General features: G+C 50.5%; 14 protein-coding genes, 1 tRNA gene and 1 pseudogene. 2 read left to right on the top strand and 14 right to left on the bottom strand.

Annotation, left to right across the window (positions count from 1 at the left end):
• Positions 1-48 precede the first annotated feature (48 nt).
• Both thiD and rluB read right to left on the bottom strand, forming a co-directional pair.
• Positions 49-921 carry a bifunctional hydroxymethylpyrimidine kinase/phosphomethylpyrimidine kinase gene (gene thiD, locus ACT53G_RS04505; RefSeq protein ID WP_476168831.1) on the bottom strand — a complete coding sequence of 291 codons (873 nt, stop codon included), beginning with the start codon at positions 919-921 and terminating at the stop codon, positions 49-51.
• A gap of 35 nt (positions 922-956) precedes the next feature.
• On the bottom strand, positions 957-2,063 hold the full coding sequence (gene rluB, locus ACT53G_RS04500) for a 23S rRNA pseudouridine(2605) synthase RluB (protein ID WP_476168830.1): 1,107 nt from the start codon (positions 2,061-2,063) through the stop codon (positions 957-959).
• A 496-nt stretch (positions 2,064-2,559) separates the two neighbouring features.
• Between rluB and ACT53G_RS04495 the strand changes: the two genes are divergently transcribed.
• The gene (locus ACT53G_RS04495; protein ID WP_476168829.1) at positions 2,560-3,426 is read left to right on the top strand and encodes an AraC family transcriptional regulator; all 867 of its coding nucleotides are present in this window, start codon (positions 2,560-2,562) and stop codon (positions 3,424-3,426) included.
• A 180-nt stretch (positions 3,427-3,606) separates the two neighbouring features.
• On the opposite strand, the gene recJ is transcribed toward ACT53G_RS04495, so the two are convergent.
• Both recJ and ACT53G_RS04485 read right to left on the bottom strand, forming a co-directional pair.
• On the bottom strand, positions 3,607-5,289 hold the full coding sequence (gene recJ, locus ACT53G_RS04490; protein ID WP_476168828.1) for a single-stranded-DNA-specific exonuclease RecJ: 1,683 nt from the start codon (positions 5,287-5,289) through the stop codon (positions 3,607-3,609).
• Positions 5,286-6,281: a hypothetical protein gene (locus ACT53G_RS04485; RefSeq protein WP_476168827.1), complete on the bottom strand. Its 996-nt coding sequence runs from the start codon at positions 6,279-6,281 to the stop codon at positions 5,286-5,288. The genes recJ and ACT53G_RS04485 overlap by 4 nt, the downstream gene beginning before the upstream one ends.
• A gap of 219 nt (positions 6,282-6,500) precedes the next feature.
• Between ACT53G_RS04485 and ACT53G_RS04480 the strand changes: the two genes are divergently transcribed.
• Positions 6,501-8,603, top strand: coding sequence for a bifunctional diguanylate cyclase/phosphodiesterase (locus ACT53G_RS04480; RefSeq protein WP_379075455.1), 2,103 nt, complete (start codon positions 6,501-6,503; stop codon positions 8,601-8,603).
• A gap of 277 nt (positions 8,604-8,880) precedes the next feature.
• Here ACT53G_RS04480 and ACT53G_RS04475 read toward each other — a convergent pair.
• The 10 genes and pseudogenes from ACT53G_RS04475 to thrS form a co-directional block, all read right to left on the bottom strand.
• Positions 8,881-9,003 (bottom strand): annotated as a pseudogene (locus tag ACT53G_RS04475) (Arm DNA-binding domain-containing protein); the annotation flags it as partial.
• 211 nt (positions 9,004-9,214) lie between these two features.
• Positions 9,215-9,291: transfer RNA gene (locus tag ACT53G_RS04470), tRNA-Pro, on the bottom strand.
• Between the two features lie 109 nt (positions 9,292-9,400).
• Complete coding sequence (locus ACT53G_RS04465) at positions 9,401-9,829, bottom strand: MerR family transcriptional regulator (RefSeq protein ID WP_476154176.1); 429 nt, start codon at positions 9,827-9,829, stop codon at positions 9,401-9,403.
• A gap of 14 nt (positions 9,830-9,843) precedes the next feature.
• Positions 9,844-10,158 (bottom strand): integration host factor subunit alpha, encoded by a 315-nt coding sequence (locus ACT53G_RS04460; RefSeq protein ID WP_194748229.1) that lies wholly within the window; start codon positions 10,156-10,158, stop codon positions 9,844-9,846.
• Positions 10,159-10,295: 137 nt separating this feature from the next.
• On the bottom strand, positions 10,296-12,662 hold the full coding sequence (pheT, locus tag ACT53G_RS04455) for a phenylalanine--tRNA ligase subunit beta (protein WP_476168826.1): 2,367 nt from the start codon (positions 12,660-12,662) through the stop codon (positions 10,296-10,298).
• A gap of 52 nt (positions 12,663-12,714) precedes the next feature.
• Entirely contained in the window at positions 12,715-13,716 is a 1,002-nt protein-coding gene (gene pheS / locus ACT53G_RS04450) for a phenylalanine--tRNA ligase subunit alpha (protein ID WP_476168825.1), read from the bottom strand.
• Positions 13,717-13,792: 76 nt separating this feature from the next.
• Complete coding sequence (rplT, locus tag ACT53G_RS04445; protein ID WP_194748232.1) at positions 13,793-14,152, bottom strand: 50S ribosomal protein L20; 360 nt, start codon at positions 14,150-14,152, stop codon at positions 13,793-13,795.
• Positions 14,153-14,162: 10 nt separating this feature from the next.
• Positions 14,163-14,360: a 50S ribosomal protein L35 gene (gene rpmI / locus ACT53G_RS04440; RefSeq protein WP_018985786.1), complete on the bottom strand. Its 198-nt coding sequence runs from the start codon at positions 14,358-14,360 to the stop codon at positions 14,163-14,165.
• A gap of 68 nt (positions 14,361-14,428) precedes the next feature.
• Positions 14,429-14,983, bottom strand: a complete 555-nt coding sequence (infC, locus tag ACT53G_RS04435; protein ID WP_275356385.1) for a translation initiation factor IF-3 — start codon at positions 14,981-14,983, stop codon at positions 14,429-14,431.
• Between the two features lie 44 nt (positions 14,984-15,027).
• Positions 15,028-16,950: a threonine--tRNA ligase gene (gene thrS, locus ACT53G_RS04430; RefSeq protein WP_476168824.1), complete on the bottom strand. Its 1,923-nt coding sequence runs from the start codon at positions 16,948-16,950 to the stop codon at positions 15,028-15,030.
• Between the last annotated feature and the right edge of the window lie 68 nt (positions 16,951-17,018).

The raw sequence follows: 17,018 nt of genomic DNA, 5'->3' as shown, positions 1-17,018 counted from the left end.
CAATACTGAGGCCTACGCTGCTCTTCTTGGCTTGGTAGCGATTAAACGCTATTCGCCGTAAACCTTCATTGCTTCGGGTGCAAAGCCATGATTGAGTGGCCCGACGCCCTCGCCTGTGCGCACATTCGCGCCCGCATATAAGGCACCGCGCACATAGGTTCTGGCCGCCAACACAGCCTCTGACAGGTTACAGCCCAAGGCAAGATAGGCAGCGATCGCGGATGAAAGCGTACATCCGGTGCCATGCAAGTTATGGGTAGAAATTCGCACTGAATGCAAGCGCTGCATTACATTGTCCTGCCCATTGGCATGGGCTTGCACCAGAATATCCAGCACGTCATGGCCAGGCAGATGCCCCCCTTTGAGCAGGATGGCATGCGCGCCTTGTGCAAGTAAGGCTTGCGCGGCCTCGGCAAGTGCATCGCTTTGCGTCAGCGGACGGCCCAGCAACAACGACGCCTCATCCAGATTCGGGGTCACCACCAATGCCCGTGGAAACAACTCGGATACCAGCACGGCAATCGCTTCATCAGAAATCAGTTTGGCACCATTGGCTGCCACCATCACCGGGTCCAGCACCACTTGCTTGAGACCATGGGCATCCAGCGCCTGTGCCACCGCCTCCACCAATTCAGGAGAGTGCAGCATACCGATCTTGACGGCATCGACACCGATATCTTCGACCACCGCATCAATCTGGTCACGCAACATGCTGACCGGCACGCTATGAATAGCGCGCACCCCTTGCGTATTTTGCGCCGTCAGCGCGGTAATGGCCGTCATGCCATAGCAACCAAGGGCAGAGAATGTTTTGAGGTCGGCCTGAATCCCGGCACCACCACTACTATCAGAGCCAGCGATGGACAGCACACGCGGATATCGGTGCGTGACCAGAGTTTCTTGCATACGACTGTCAGTCATGCGATCGGCTTTTCCGTCAACACACGACGCGCAGATTAACCACGCCCCCGATTACGGTCAGTGCGTTTTTTAGCACCGCTATTGATACGCGCATTTTGCATGGAGACCTGCTTCAAATCTGAATCCTGACGAATACGACGGTTGCCAGTTGGCGCACGTGCAGGACGCTCTTGCTGCGTATCAACGGGATTATTCACAGTATCCAGCAAGCTACGGCGCTGCTTGCGTACTTTAGGCGTAAACACGCGCGTCGCACGGTCACGGTCATGCGGGCTCATTTGCTTGAGCGGTTTGCGCGGCACAGGCAAGCCAGCCCACTCCAGCAAGGCCACCACCTGTTTTTGTTCCAGCTTGAGCATGGTGCCGCGCTTGAGGCGGGGCGGCAACGCAACCGGGCCGAAGCGGACACGCATCAGGCGGCTCACAGGCAGGTGAAATGCCTCAAACAGGCGACGGACTTCACGGTTACGGCCCTCTTTAATCACCACCTGATACCACTTGTTGGCGCCTTCGCCCCCGTTAGGGAAAATACTTTCAAAGTTGGCTGGGCCGTCTTCGAGCTCAATACCGTGTTTGAGTTGCGCCATCTGCTCTTCAGTCAGTTCCCCCAGAATACGCACCGCATATTCGCGCTCCACCTCATAGCGTGGATGCATAAACCGGTTGGCCAACTCGCCGGAGTTAGTAAACATCAGCAAACCGCTGGTATTCATATCCAGACGCCCCACGGCAATCCACTTGCCCTGTTTGATGCGTGGCAGCTTGTCAAATACCGTCGCACGCCCTTCCGGGTCATCCTGACTCACAATCTCGCCTTCCGGCTTGTGATACAGCAACACCTGCGGCAACTCTGCCTCAAACGGCAGATGCAGAATCCTGCTATCCATGCGCACCACATCATGCTCATCAACCACCGCGCCCACCTGCGCCACCTGGCCATTAATGGTAATGCGGCCGGTTTCGATCAAAGCCTCCATGTCGCGACGTGAGCCAAACCCGGCCATCGCCAGCAGTTTATGCAAGCGCTGCCCTTCACGCGGCGCAGGCACCCCTTCTTCGCCGTCCTCTACTGCGGGCGGAGTAACTTTGGGCGCACGTGGCGGACGAATCGGACTTTTGGGAGCTTTAAACGGACGGGCCATACTTCAACCTCTTGAATGAAGGCTCTATTTTAACTGATTTAGGGTAAAGGGCCTAAAGCTGGTTTAACGTAGCCACAGCCCCCTACCCAGAAATGATACCAGCCGCTTTAGCAAGATAATTAGAGGCTTTACACCATATGCATTTCGCACTTAGTGCGTAAACTAAGACGCAACACGGCTGGTATCGCATTATGCTGAGGACAGGCAGTTGGGCAAATGCTTGGGTCATTGAACTGACGTTGAGTAATGATAAAGAAAGCTTCATTTTACTTAGATTCCAATGACTGTTGACTAAAGCAAAGTAACATTCAGCGCCCTGCGCCTTGTGCAAGTGTCGCCCTACTTGGTACAGGCTACGCTTGCTGGGCTGTTGACATGTACAAGCCAGCGCCAAGAATTGGAATCAGCTTATAAAAAATATTATGAAGTTAGCAATTTTCGTCAGGCTTTACTTCATATAAATAAGCATACTCCTGTTCGTGGATAAGGAAAAAACATGAACAAGCAAAAAGAAAAGTTGTACGCTGCACGATTTCAAGAGGTGCTCAATTACATTGACCATAATCTTGATAAGCCGTTAAATGTGGATCAACTTTGCGCTATTGCTCACTTCTCTAAATTCCATTTCCATCGGCAATTTGCCGATTATGTTGGTATTAATGTTGCTCGGTATGTATTACTGCTTCGATTAAAACAAGCTTCGTTTAAGGTCGCTTTTCAAGATTCAGTAACAATTATTGATGTCGCACTGAATGCCGGTTTTGAAACCCCAGAGTCATTTACCCGTGCTTTCAAAAACACATTTGGACAATCCCCATCTGCTTTTAGAAAAAATCCAGATTGGGATAGTTGGCACAAGGTATTTGATTTTCGGTTACCAGAAAGGAATAACAAAGTGAAGGTTGATATTATAAATGTTGAAATGACACGCATTGCAGTCAAAGAACATATTGGCCCTGTAGAAAAGTTAAACAACGCAGTGAGTCAATTCATCGAATGGCGCAAAGAAACCGGCTTATCGCCCAAAAACACGAGTAGGACATTCGGTATTGCATACGATAATCCAGACACAACCGAGCCTATGCAGTTTCGTTTTGATATTGGAGGAGAAGTGAAAAGTGACATTCCAGAAAACTCCTACGGAATTGTCACCAAAACGATTCCTGGTGGCCGTTGCGCAGTGGTCAGACATTTAGGTTCTCACGCCCGTCTCGGGGAATCAATTTACCCAATATACAGAGATTGGCTGCCCAAGAGTGGTGAAGAGTTACGTGATTTTCCTCTTTACTTTCACTATTTGAATCTACTGCCGGATATTGCTGAAGCTGACCTCATCACAGATATTTACCTGCCGTTGAAATAAGTAAAGTCAGTCGATTGAGCAGAGTTGATTACTGAAAAATTCGTCATTAGGATTCACTAATCAACTCTATCTCTATTAAATTTCATATTTATTTCTTGGGCGCAAAGAAACTATATATTTCAAAATTTAATTTTACATAAGCTATTGGTTACTTTCACTTCATTGCATCACCAAGTTTCTTCAAAGGACTGCATGCACCACTTGCAATTGCACGCTGCGGTGACCGTTGTACTCATTCACTTGTAGAGAGTATGCAAGCGCGACCTGTTCTGGCAACGGTTCAGCGTGCTGAAAATAAATCGCATCAAATTGCTGGTTATGTTTTTGCAGGCGCAGTTTTAAGTGCTTTTCGGCCAATAATTTTTGTGACAAGACGTCAAACTGATCATAAAACACCGGTTGCGGAAAGCCTTGGCCCCAGACATGCTGGGTCAGTAATTCTGCCGTTTGCAAAGACATCTCATTTGGCGCAAGGCCGCCATCGGTTTCCAGCATCTCTTGCAAGACTTCTGCGCTGATCAGGCTTTGCACGACCTGCTCAAATGCCTGCTGAAAACGTGAAAAATCTTCAGCGCGGACACTCAAGCCGGCCGCCATGGCATGGCCGCCAAATTTGACGATGAGATCGGGTTGCTGTTTGGTGACCAAATCGAGCGCATCGCGCAAATGCAAGCCGGCGATAGAGCGGCCTGAGCCTTTAATCAAGCCGTCTCCGGCATCGGCAAAGACAATGACGGGGCGGTGAAAACGCTCTTTGATGCGTGATGCCAGAATACCGATGACCCCCTGATGCCAGTCTGGCTGGAATACGCTAATCGTGTATTGCTCTGGGCGAAAGTCCTGATTCAAATCAGCCATGGCGTCGAATTGCATCTCAGCTTCAATCTGCTTGCGCTCGGCATTGAGGCGATGCAACTGCTGCGCATATTGCATGGCTTCTTGCGGCGTATCGGCCAGCAAACAACGAATACCTATTGTCATATCATCAAGGCGACCAGCAGCATTCAGACGTGGGCCGACATAAAAGCCCAAATCTTGCGCACTCACTTGTTGCGGATCACGCCCGGCGAGCTTAAGAATGGCCTGAATGCCAGGGCAGGCTTGGCCCTGACGGATACGCTTGAGGCCTTGCCTAACCAGAATACGGTTATTGGCATCCAGCCGCACCAGGTCAGCGACGGTGCCCAGCGCGACCAGATCGAGCAAGCGCCCCAAGTGAACTTGGTCTTCAGCCAACTGGCCGCGCTGCTTGAGCTCGGCACGCAAGGCAATCAGCACATAAAACATCACGCCAACACCAGCCAGATGCTTGCTAGGAAAACCGCAGCCACGCTGGTTGGGATTCACGATGCAATCTGCAGCAGGCGTTTGCTCGGCGGGCAAATGATGATCGGTAATCAGAACGCGTAGGCCCAGTGCCTTGGCCGCGGCCACGCCCTCTATACTGGCGATGCCGTTATCCACGGTCAGCAGCACCTGCGGCTGCCGCGTGGCTGCCAGTGCGACAATTTCCGGCGTGAGTCCGTAGCCATATTCAAAGCGGTTAGGCACCAGAAAGTCGACCTCTGCGCCCATCATGCGCAAGCCGCGCATGGCGACACTGGTCGCTGTTGCACCATCCGCGTCATAATCGCCGATGATTAAAATGCGCTGTTGTTGCGCAATCGCGTCCGCCAATTGCCTTGCCATTTCCGCTGCGCCGGTCAAGGCCTCCGGTTTAAGCAGATGCGGCATGTCTTGCAGGCCCCAGTCAGCGCTTGTCACGCCTCTCGCTGCGAGCAATCTCGCCATCAATGGCGGCAAGCCCTGCGCTTGCAAGCCCTCCAGCGCAGCGATGTCATAAGTTCTCTGTTGAATCTTCATGGGTTGAATTCCGCTTGCTCAGTGGCGGAAGATAGCGATTGCTCGAGTTGCTGCAATAGCTTGTTTAACGTGGTGGGCTTGCGCCAGAACTGCCAGCGCGGACGTTTCTGGTAATGAATCTGTACACTACGTTCAGCAAACGGGAGCACGATGTGAAGTGCTTGAAGCGTGCCAGCTTGCAAGGCCTGGTTGAGCGCAGGCCAATCCAGCGTTTCAAGTTCATCGGTGATCCACAGCGCCTGTTGTGTACGCGGCAGTTGCATCACCTCAGCCAGCGTGGTCGCTTTGCATCTGGGTAATTGCAAGGCACTCAACCCAGCAAAGACCTCGCCTTGCCCGGCAACCAAATCAAACCCATGCTGCCAATCTGGCACAGGGCCCACGCTGGCAAACCAAAGGCTGTTGAGCGCTCCTGGCCAGTCAGCCATGGATGGCTCGGTGGCCAGTTGATGCAGCAGCATTTGCATCTCGTTGGCCCATTGCCGGATCAGGCCGGCATCAGGCCCTTGCGGCTGCCAGTGCATGGCTTGCTGAAACAAACAATCCTGTGGCCAGCGGCACTGTGCCTGAACCTGTCGCAAAGGTTGTACCCACCAGTACCGCTGACCTGCATCAATATGCAGCTCAAAATCTGCTGCAAAATGGGCTTGTAGCCGCGTTGTGAGCGCTTGATAAATCGCTGACGACAAGGGCAAAATTGACTGCAAACTAAACGTATCACGTCGCATTGCCAAATGGACAGGCAGCAGACAAAAGGCCGGCAGGACAGTCTCCTCCACTCTTGACGACAATACGCGACTGACTGGAGCGTGTGGTGCGCGGGAATCAGGCGCGACCAACTGCGTAAATAAGGCATTTAAGGGTGGCTGTGCAACTGTTTGCCAGCTTGCATATTGCAACGACGGACACTGATTCAAGAGTGATTCAACTTGCGCAACAGGCTGCGCAGCCGCTCCAGACAAGTAATCTGTGATATAAATTTGCTGAATCATGAGAAAACCAATACACTAGAACGAATCGAAAACTTGAATGCTTGCGGATGTCACCGGAACGAGTCAAACCTAGGCTGAACACGCGTGAGTAAGCAATTTTTGCAGTGACAAACATTAAACTTATACACGAAATTGGGGGGGATGTCATGAATCACCGGCGACGGCAGTGCAACCCATTTGTATTTGTGCTGATGTTATTTAGTATTTGACCTGGAATCCATGCAATTCTTCCAAAACCTGAGTATACAGTCCAGACTACTGCTTCTAGTCATCGGCCCCGTCTTCGCGCTTTCCTGCATTTTTCTGTTGTTCGACTTTAAAGAACAACTGCAACATGAAGAAGAAAAACTCAGTCAGCATGCCTTGACCACTGCAAAATTTTTGTCTGCGGTCATCCATAATCAAGATCAATTACATGGCAAGCCTTATATTGATCGCTTGCTCAAGGCAAGCCAGCTTAACCGCGAGCCCTATCTTTCACTGATCATTGCAGACGCCAATAAACAACCGATCGCCAATGTAGGTGCAGTCTTCACTATGCAAGACGGCCTGCTCCAGCAAGACACGATGGTGATGCAGCAAGCCACGCACGACATCACCATGGTGAAAGTGTTTTCCACCACGCCCGCGCATCAGCTTTTGGGGTATGTATTTGTATCCGTAGACAAAGCCGCCCTCATCGAAGACCATAGGCAGGCATTTATTAAAAATGTCGGCTATATCACGCTGACCCTGATCTTGTGTTCCATCCTTGTCAGCTGGGTCAGCCGCTCTATCAGTCAGCCAATTCGCGATATGACCGCGGCACTCAAGCGCTTTGTGATCGGTAGCCAGCAGGTCAGCCAGGTTAAAAACACCCTGCCAGAGATCAAATCCCTACAAAGTACGATCAACCAGATCTCTCGTGAGATGCAGCACGTCGAGGCAGACATGCGTCACCGCATTCAAGATGCACAGGCGCAATTGCGTTATCAGGCGCGGCACGACGCCTTAACCGGGCTGGTCAATCGTCAAGAACTCGAAAGACGGTTGCAGCAAGCCTTGCAAGACGTCAAACAGCATCGTGCCAATCATGTCTTCTGTTACATGGATCTCGACCAGTTCCGCGTCATTAACGACACCTGCGGTCACCTGGCAGGCGACGAAATGCTAAGGCAGATCAGCATGATCCTGAGCCAACGCATTCGTGCCGAAGACACCTTTGCCCGCCTGGGTGGCGATGAATTTGGCCTGTTACTGAGTTATTGCCAGGTTGAAAAAGCCATTGAAATCGCCGCCCAGCTGCGGCAAATGGTCGAGGCCTTTCGTTTCATGCACGAAGGTCGGCTATTTCAAACTGGCATTAGCATAGGCATCGTTGAAATCACCGCAGACCTCAAGGATGTTGGCCAGATTACGCGCCATGCGGATGCCGCCTGCTACGTTGCCAAAGACAACGGCCGCAACCAGATTCACCTGTTCCATAATGAAGATGACGTGATGCTCAAGCGCCATGCGGAAATGGAGTGGGTACTGCGCATCAACGAAGCCATCGAACATAACGAATTTGTATTGTATTGCCAAGGCATTTTTCCCCTACAGCAAAAAGAACTGCCGCCCTTCTATGAAATCCTGATCCGCAAGCGTGACGAAAACGGCGGCATTATCCCGCCTGCCGAGTTTCTGCCATCGGCAGAGCGTTATAACCTCATGACCAAAATTGATCGCTGGGTCATTCAACATGCCTTCATGGCATTACAACCCCTGTTCAAACTGCAATCCAGCATCAAACCGTTTATTGTCAGCATTAACCTCTCGGGCATGTCTCTTGGAGATCCACAGCTACTGCCCTACATCAAAAACTGCTTTGAAACCTACGAGATTTCGCCTGGCCATGTCTGCTTTGAAATTACTGAAACCTCGGCAATTATCAATATCGACAACACGATCAAACTGATCAAAGAACTACAAAAAATGGGCACCCGCTTCATGCTGGATGACTTTGGCAGCGGCATGTCCTCATTCAGCTACCTCAAGCACCTGCCCGTCAACTTCCTCAAAATGGATGGTGCCTATGTCAAAGACATCACCAGCAACAAGGTAGACTTAGCCATGGCAAAAGCCATTCAAAGCGTTGCCCAATCCATGGAAATCAAGACCATTGCAGAATATGTTGAAGACCAAGCCACCTTGGACTGCCTCAAAGAAATGGGTGTCGCCTACGCGCAAGGCTTCTATTTAAACCGCCCGATGCCACTCAACGAAGCCCTGGCCCGCCACATCGGGACCATCAGCCAACAACTTCAAGTACCCGTAACCATTACCCCCGATCTCGCAGTTTAATTGCACAACCAAGACGATCTGGATCAGACTTAAAGCCGCAATCTTCGCAGCCTCAGAGAGTTTGATCTCCTCACATGATCAACCTCGTTGACAGCTTGAAATGACGTAAATCTTCAGTATTAGGTGCTGCAGTACTCTTAAGACTTGAGGCATGCAGAAACAAGCCAGGATGAACTGCAAATGATGATTGGATGCAATCAAAATCACTATTTAAAAAGTACTCCCCACCAACACTGTCGAATTAAACTTACCCTTGGATTGAACCCAATAAAAAACCTCAGCTCCGCTGCTGCTCCAAGCTGAGATCCATGCCCTCAGCCACTAGCTTTATGGCTTCTTCACGCTCTTGATTGGCTTGCTGTAGGGAGATATCTGGATAAGTACCTAGGGAAAGCAGCTTTTCTTTTGCTGCAAAGTGATACTAGAGCCGCCACCACTTGCTAATGTTGAGGTAACTCACACTGGGGCCAAGTGTTGTTACCCCGTCACTTACCCCACTTTACTCGTGGATTTCAATGAACTACTTTGGATGGCTGATACGTAAAAATAGCCTTGAAAGGTCGTTTCAAGGCTATTCTTTGGATGGTATTGAACCACCTTGGATATGTGTTTGGTCGGGACGGCGGGATTCGAACTCGCGACCCCTTGCACCCCATGCAAGTGCGCTACCAGGCTGCGCTACGCCCCGAATATTCAAAATCAAACGATAAAACCGTTTGAAAAAGAAGGTGGCATTATAAAGCAAAACCGCATATTCGCTAAGCAGAATATGCGGTTTTTATGGCTACGTTGTGCGCTTATGCAGGCACTTTGAGCAATTGCAGTACTTGTTGAATCTGCTCTCTAAGCGCCGCCACATCAATAGCGGATTGCGATATTTCTTCTGCCATCAAGCCCTGAGGTTGTGGACTGCTTGAAACCGCTGATTCGGTGCTGCTGCGCGGTTTATCTGCTTTTTCTTCCACACCATCTAGGCGATTGCGGGCGCCACTGATGGTAAAGCCTTGCTCGTATAGGAGTTCGCGAATTTTACGGATCAGCAGGACTTCGTGATGCTGGTAATAGCGACGATTGCCGCGGCGTTTGACAGGCTTGAGCTGAGTGAACTCTTGTTCCCAGTAACGCAAGACGTGTGGCTTCACCCCGCATAGTTCGCTCACTTCACCAATCGTGAAGTAGCGCTTGGCGGGAATGGGGGGCAACGACACTTTTTGCGTTTCTAGCATAGGGTGTAATCAGATCAGGCTTGTGCTTGTAATGGATGTTCTGCGTAGTGTTCTTCTACGCGTAATTTCAATTTCTGGCTGGCATGAAAGGTCACCACACGGCGTGCAGAAATTGGGATTTCTTCACCGGTTTTTGGGTTACGACCTGGGCGCTCGGATTTGGTACGCAGTTCAAAATTACCGAAACCGGATAGTTTGACGCTGTCCCCTTCTTCTAGCGCATTCCGGACTTCTTCAAAAAACGCTTCTACCATATCCTTGGCTTCGCGCTTGTTCAGCCCGACTTGTTCAAACAACAAATCGGCTAAATCAGCTTTTGTGAGTGTCATTAACGATCCCCTGAACCTTCTTATTATGCGAGATGACGCTTGAGTTGTATCAACTGTTAATCCTTGGAGTAATGCAATAATGATTTAAATGGCATTATCCTGATGAATTACCTAAATGATGTTATCCCTAAGTGATACTATCTTAGTGATGCAGCAAAATTGGATGACCAGTTATTGAGGATTCGCGCCACGATGGTATCGACTTCCTCATCGACCATTGTCTTGCAAGTATCTTGCATAAGTACAAGAAATGCAAGGCTTTTTTTGTTTTCTGGCACCCCTTTGCCTTGATAAACATCAAACAATTTTAGGGTTTGTAATTGCGGAATTTGCTCGGCAATAATGGCATCAATCATGGTTTGTGCTGACACATTTTGATCAACAATCACGGCAAGGTCACGGCGTACAGGTAAGAACTTGCTTACCTCGCCATACGCCGGCACTTGCGTCGCCAGCGCAGCGGCGGCATCAAGCTCAAACAGATAACAGGCGCTGGTCAGGCCATACTGTTGTTGCCATTGCGGATGCAATTTACCTAGCCAGCCTACAGCTTGATCGCCCAGATAAATGCGTGCTGACTGGCCTGGATGTAAGGCGGGATGCTGCTCAACCACAAAACGCACGGTTTGCGCGAACAGCGACTCGACGTGGGCCTTGGCATCATAAAAATCAAAAGCACGGGCTTCTGTCGCCCATTGTTCTGGCTGGACGCTGCCATAGATCAGGCCAGACAATGTCAATGTTTCGATAAAGCCCTGGTTACCTTGTTCATAGCGCGCACCGAGCTCAAACAGCATGGCACGGGTTTGCTGACGCTTGAGGTTGTAGTCCAGAGCATCGAGCAGACCGCCCCACAAACCGGAGCGCATCACGCTCAGATTGCTGGCAATCGGGTTTTTAAGTGTAATCGGTGCTTCATTCCCGTACAAATCACGCTCCCAGCTTGCGTCAACAAAGCTGTAGGTGACCACTTCTTGATAGCCTTGATTAACCATGACATCGCGCAACCAATGCTTGCTGCGCTGCGCTTCTGGCGAGGCCAGCATGCCTTGCGGTGCCACAGGGGTCAGTGCCGGGATATGCTCGTAGCCATGCAAACGGGCAACTTCTTCAATCAGGTCTTCTTCACGCGCGATATCAAACCGGAAGCTGGGCGCATTGACCTGGAACACACCATTGCTTTCGGTATAACTGAAACCCAATTGTGTGAGCAACTGCCCTACACGCGCCAGGCTGATTTCTATGCCTAACACTGACAGCAGGTAGGCATAGCGCAAACTGACTTGCTTGCGTACCGGCAAGTCAGCAGTCACTGCGGTGACGGCGGCGGCCTGGCCACCACAAATTTCGAGCACCAATGCCGTCGCACGTTCAAGGGCATTCAGTGTGTTACCAAAATCCACGCCACGCTCAAAACGGTAAGAGGAGTCAGTGCTCAACCCCAAACGACGGGCTTTACCAGCCATCACATCTGGCGTAAAGAATGCGCTTTCTAAAAAGATCGCTTGCGTAGTATCGCTGACTGCGCTGGGGTTACCCCCCATGATGCCTGCCAACGCCACGGGGCCGTTACTGTCTGCAATGACCAAATCATCGCCTTTGAGGGTGACTTCTGTGTCATTAAGCAATACCAGTTTTTCACCTGCCTGGGCAAAACGTACCTGAATATCGCCTTGCAGCAGGTTCAGGTCAAAGGCATGCAACGGTTGCCCTTGCTCCAGCAAAATATAATTTGTGATATCCACCAGCGCACTGATGCTACGAATACCACTACGCTCAAGGCGGCGGACCATCCAGTCTGGCGTTTTAGCTTGTGCATTCACGCCTTCGATCACCCGGCCATAATAGGCCAGGCAAGCCGTACTGGCTTGCAGCGTCACGTTTTTGGTCAGTGTCCCTGTCACCGCAGCAGGGGCAACAGTTGGTGCAGTCATTGGCGCGCCGGTCATCGCAACCACATCGCGTGCAATACCGACGATGCTCAGGCAATCCGCACGGTTAGGCGTGAGCTTTAACGTGTAGGCATGGTCGTTCAAATCCAGATACTCACGAATATCCTGACCAACCGGCGCGTCTGCTGGCAGCTCCAGAATGCCGTTGGCTTCTGTGGCAATGCCCAGCTCTTTGGCAGAACACATCATGCCAAAAGACTCAACCCCACGTACTTTGGCTTGCTTGATTTGAATGCCTGGTTGCCCATTGATTTCTGGCAACTGTGCGCCAACCAGCGCACATGGGGCTTTCAAACCCGCACGCGCATTAGGCGCACCGCAGACAATTTGCAAAGTCTCCTCGCCGACTTTCACCTTGCACACTTGCAGGCGATCAGCGTCTGGATGTTTGGCCGCCTCCAGAATCTCGGCCACAACGACGCGGCTAAAGGCTGGTGCAACAGGCATGAGCGCTTCAACCTCCAGGCCTGCCATCGTCAGCGCATGACCAAGCTGCTCGGTATCCATCGCTGGATTCACCATGGATCGTAACCATTGTTCGGAGAACTGCATATCTGTCTTACCTTGTCTTAATTCTGCTGTTTAAAGTGCGCGGGCGCTGAAATTACTTGATGAACTGCTGCAAAAAACGCAGATCATTATTAAAGAAATGGCGTAAATCATTGACGCCATAACGCAACATAGCCAGGCGCTCGACACCCAAACCAAAAGCAAAACCACGGTATCTGCTGCTATCGATATTGACGTGCTTGAGTACTTCGGGATGCACCATACCGCAACCACCGATTTCCAGCCAACCGCCATTCCAGCTCATGTCCATCTCGGCTGACGGCTCGGTAAACGGAAAGAAAGACGGACGGAAACGGACGGTTAAATCGTCACGCTCAAAGAATTTTTGCAGGAAATCCTGCACAACGCCTTTTAGGTTAGCAAAACTGATCTGCTCATCTACCCACAAGCCTTCCACCTGATGAAACATCGGTGAGTGTGTCGCATCCGAGTCCACGCGATACACGCGCCCTGGCGCAATAATTTTTAAAGGGGGCGTATTGTCTTGCATGTAATGGACCTGCACTGGCGAGGTATGTGTACGCAGCACGTATTCCATGTTATCCCCGCCGGTTTCCACATAAAACGTATCGTGCATGGCACGCGCCGGGTGGTTGTCAGGGATATTCAAAGCGGTGAAATTATAAAAATCGGTTTCAATTTCAGGGCCATCGGCCACACTAAAACCGATAGAGTGAAACAGCTCTTCCACACGACGCAAAGTCAGCGTCACAGGATGCAGGCCCCCTTTGGACTGCGCACGCGCAGGCAAAGTCACATCAATGGTTTCGCTCGCCAGCTGCTTGGCCTGGGCTGCGGCCAAAATACTGTCACGGCGGTCATTCAAGGCTTGCTCGACCGCCTGCTTGACCACATTAATCGCTGCCCCGGCTGCAGGACGTTCTTCGGCACTCAACTTGCCCAAGCCCTTCAGTGCATCAGTAATAGCGCCTGACTTGCCCAAAAATTTGGCCTTGGCGTTTTCCAGTGCAGGGATATCATGACAAGCGGCAAAGTCCTGTGCTGCTTCTGCGATTAAGTGATTAAGATCAGCCATCGTCGGTATTCTTTTAGGGTTTAAGTAACATTAAAATAAAAAAAGAGGCCGCAGCCTCTTTTTTTGGTAGGTCTGATTAGGCGCTTAAACCTGTTTTAGCCAATTCTACAAACTTGGCAAAAGCAGCTTTATCGAACACGGCCAGATCAGCCAGCACTTTACGGTCAACTTCAACCGCAGCTTTTTTCAAGCCATTCATGAAACGGCTGTAGGTCAAACCAGCTTCACGGGCTGCCGCGTTAATACGGGCAATCCACAATGCGCGGAATTGACGTTTTTTCTGACGACGGTCACGGTATGCATATTGACCGGCTTTCATGACCGCCTGTTTGGCAACACGGTAGACGTTCTTACGACGACCACGGTAACCTTTAGCAGCATTTAATACTTTTTTGTGTTTTGCGCGTGCGATGACACCACGTTTTACTCTAGGCATGTCGGTCTCCTTATTGTGTTGGCATCATTGCGCGAACGCGTTTCACGTCGGTCGCAGAAATAATTGCGGTACCGCGCAGTTTACGTTTTTGCTTGGTTGTTTTCTTGGTCAGGATGTGGCGCAAGTGAGAGTGTGTACGCTTCACTTTGCCGTTACCCAAGAACTTGAAGCGCTTTTTGGCGCTGCTCTTTGTTTTCATCTTTGGCATTTTGGTCTCCTTAGAGGTTGAGTAAAGAGTGAGTAGGCAGCCAATTTAGCCATATCACTCCAAAAAACTTATTCTTCTGCGGACTTGTCCGCTTTTTTCGGTGGCACCTTTTTAGCGGGCGCCAGTACCATCACCATTTGACGGCCTTCCATTTTCGGGTATTGCTCCACCGCAGCATGCTCAGCAAGATCCGCTTCCAGACGCTTCAACAGCGCCAAACCGAACTCCTGATGCGTAATTTCACGGCCACGGAAGCGCAAAGTAATCTTGGCTTTGTCACCATCGCCCAAAAAGCGAATAATGTTACGCAACTTGATGTTGTAATCGCCATCATCAGTGCCAGGTCTAAATTTGACCTCTTTGATCTGCACCTGTTTTTGTTTGAGTTTTTGCTCGTGTAGACGCTTGCTCTCGGCGTATTTGAATTTGCCATAATCCATCAAACGGCACACGGGCGGTGCAGCATTTGGTGCAATTTCAACAATATCAATATCAGCTTCTTCCGCTTTGGCAAAGGCCTCTTTGAGACTCATAATGCCTAACGGTTCGCCATCTACACCAATCAGACGCACTTGTGGCGCGGTAATATCGCCATTAATGCGTGTATCTTTATCCTGAGCTATAACAATCCCCTAACAATAAACAAAGCCGCACGGCACCTAAAAAATTAGACCCGGTTTTGGATGTCTTGCTGTACACGCGCAACAAACGCATCTACCGACATTGCACCCAGATCTTCACCTTTTCTGGTACGTACGGCCACATGACCATTTTGCATTTCCTTATCGCCAACAACAATCAGATAAGGCAATTTTTGCAAACTATGTTCGCGTATTTTATAGGTAATCTTCTCGTTCCTCAAGTCAAAATCGCATCGAATGCCATTTTTCTTCAATTTTTCAACTACTTGGCGCACGTAATCGGCTTGATTGTCCGAAATATTAAGCACCATCACCTGCACAGGCGACAGCCAGACCGGCATGGCACCCGCAAAGTTTTCGATCAAGATGCCTAAAAAACGCTCCATGGAACCGACAATCGCACGGTGCAGCATGATAGGCCGCTGGCGTGTGTTATCCTCAGCCACATACTCCGCGCCCAGGCGCTCTGGCAGGTTTGGGTCGAGCTGGATGGTGCCGCATTGCCACATACGACCGAGCGAGTCTTTGAGGGTGAATTCAATTTTCGGGCCGTAAAAAGCGCCTTCGCCCGGCTGATACTCGAACTCAAGGCCATTCGCCTTAATCGCGTTAGCCAAGGCATTTTCTGCCATGTCCCACGCTTCTTCAGTACCCACACGCTTTTCTGGGCGGGTAGACAATTTAACGATCACATCGTCAAACCCAAAGTCTTTATAGACTTCGTACAACATTTTAATAAAGTCCGCCACTTCGGCTTCGACTTGCGATTCCATACAGAAAATATGGGCATCATCTTGGGTGAAGCCACGCACGCGCATCAAGCCATGCAAAGAACCAGACGGCTCGTTACGGTGGCAAGAACCGAACTCCGCCAGCCGCAACGGTAAATCGCGGTAGCTATGCAAACTGCTGTTGAAAATCTGGATATGGCCGGGGCAGTTCATCGGCTTCACGGCATAATCACGGTTTTCCGACTGGGTGACAAACATATTGTCACGGTAGTTTTGCCAGTGGCCGGATTTTTCCCACAGGGTCTTGTCCAGTACTGTCGGCGTACGTACTTCCTGGTAATCGTACTCCCTGAATTTGGCACGCATGTACTGCTCGACTTCTTGCCAGATGACCCAGCCTCGCGGATGCCAGAACACCATCCCCGGCGCATCCTCCTGCATATGGTAAAAATCCAGCTGCTTGCCGAGCTTGCGATGGTCGCGCTTCTCAGCTTCTTCCAGCATATGCAGATACGCTTCCAACTCTTCTTTATTGCGCCAGGCAGTGCCGTACACACGTTGCAGCATTTCGTTATTGCTGTCACCGCGCCAGTAGGCGCCGGCCAGCTTCATCAATTTAAATGCCTTGAGCTTGCCGGTATTAGGCACGTGCGGGCCACGACACAAGTCGGTAAACGCGCCTTCTGAATACAGCGAAACATCCTCATTGCTGGGAATACTGGCAATGATCTCTGCCTTGTAGTGCTCGTTAATGCCTTTGAAGTAAGCCACGGCTTCATCACGCGGCAACACCTTGCGCTCGACCTTTTCGTCTTTCTTTGCCAACTCAGCCATTTTTTTCTCAATGGCCACCAGGTCATCCGGCGTAAATGGGCGCTTATAGCTAAAGTCGTAATAGAAGCCATTTTCAATGACAGGACCTATCGTCACCTGTGCATCCGGGAACAGCTCTTTTACCGCATAGGCCAACAAGTGTGCGGTTGAGTGGCGGATAATTTCCAGCCCCTCTTCGTTCTTGTCCGTGATAATCGCCAGCTCAGCATCTTGCGCAATCTGATGACTGGTATCTACCAGCTTTGCTTCCTGACCGGGATAAGTCACCTTGCCAGCCAGCGCGGCTTTTGCCAAACCGGTGCCGATATTGGCTGCCACCTCCGCCACCGTTACAGCGTGTTCAAACTGTCTTACAGAACCATCGGGTAATCGAATATTTGGCATGCCAGATCCGTCAAAATTTTAGCGAACAACCTTGAAACAAGGCCTATACAAAGCATTTGATAAAAACA

The organism is Methylophilus sp. DMC18 (assembly GCF_056314005.1).
This window is presented reverse-complemented; position numbering and strand designations above follow the sequence as displayed.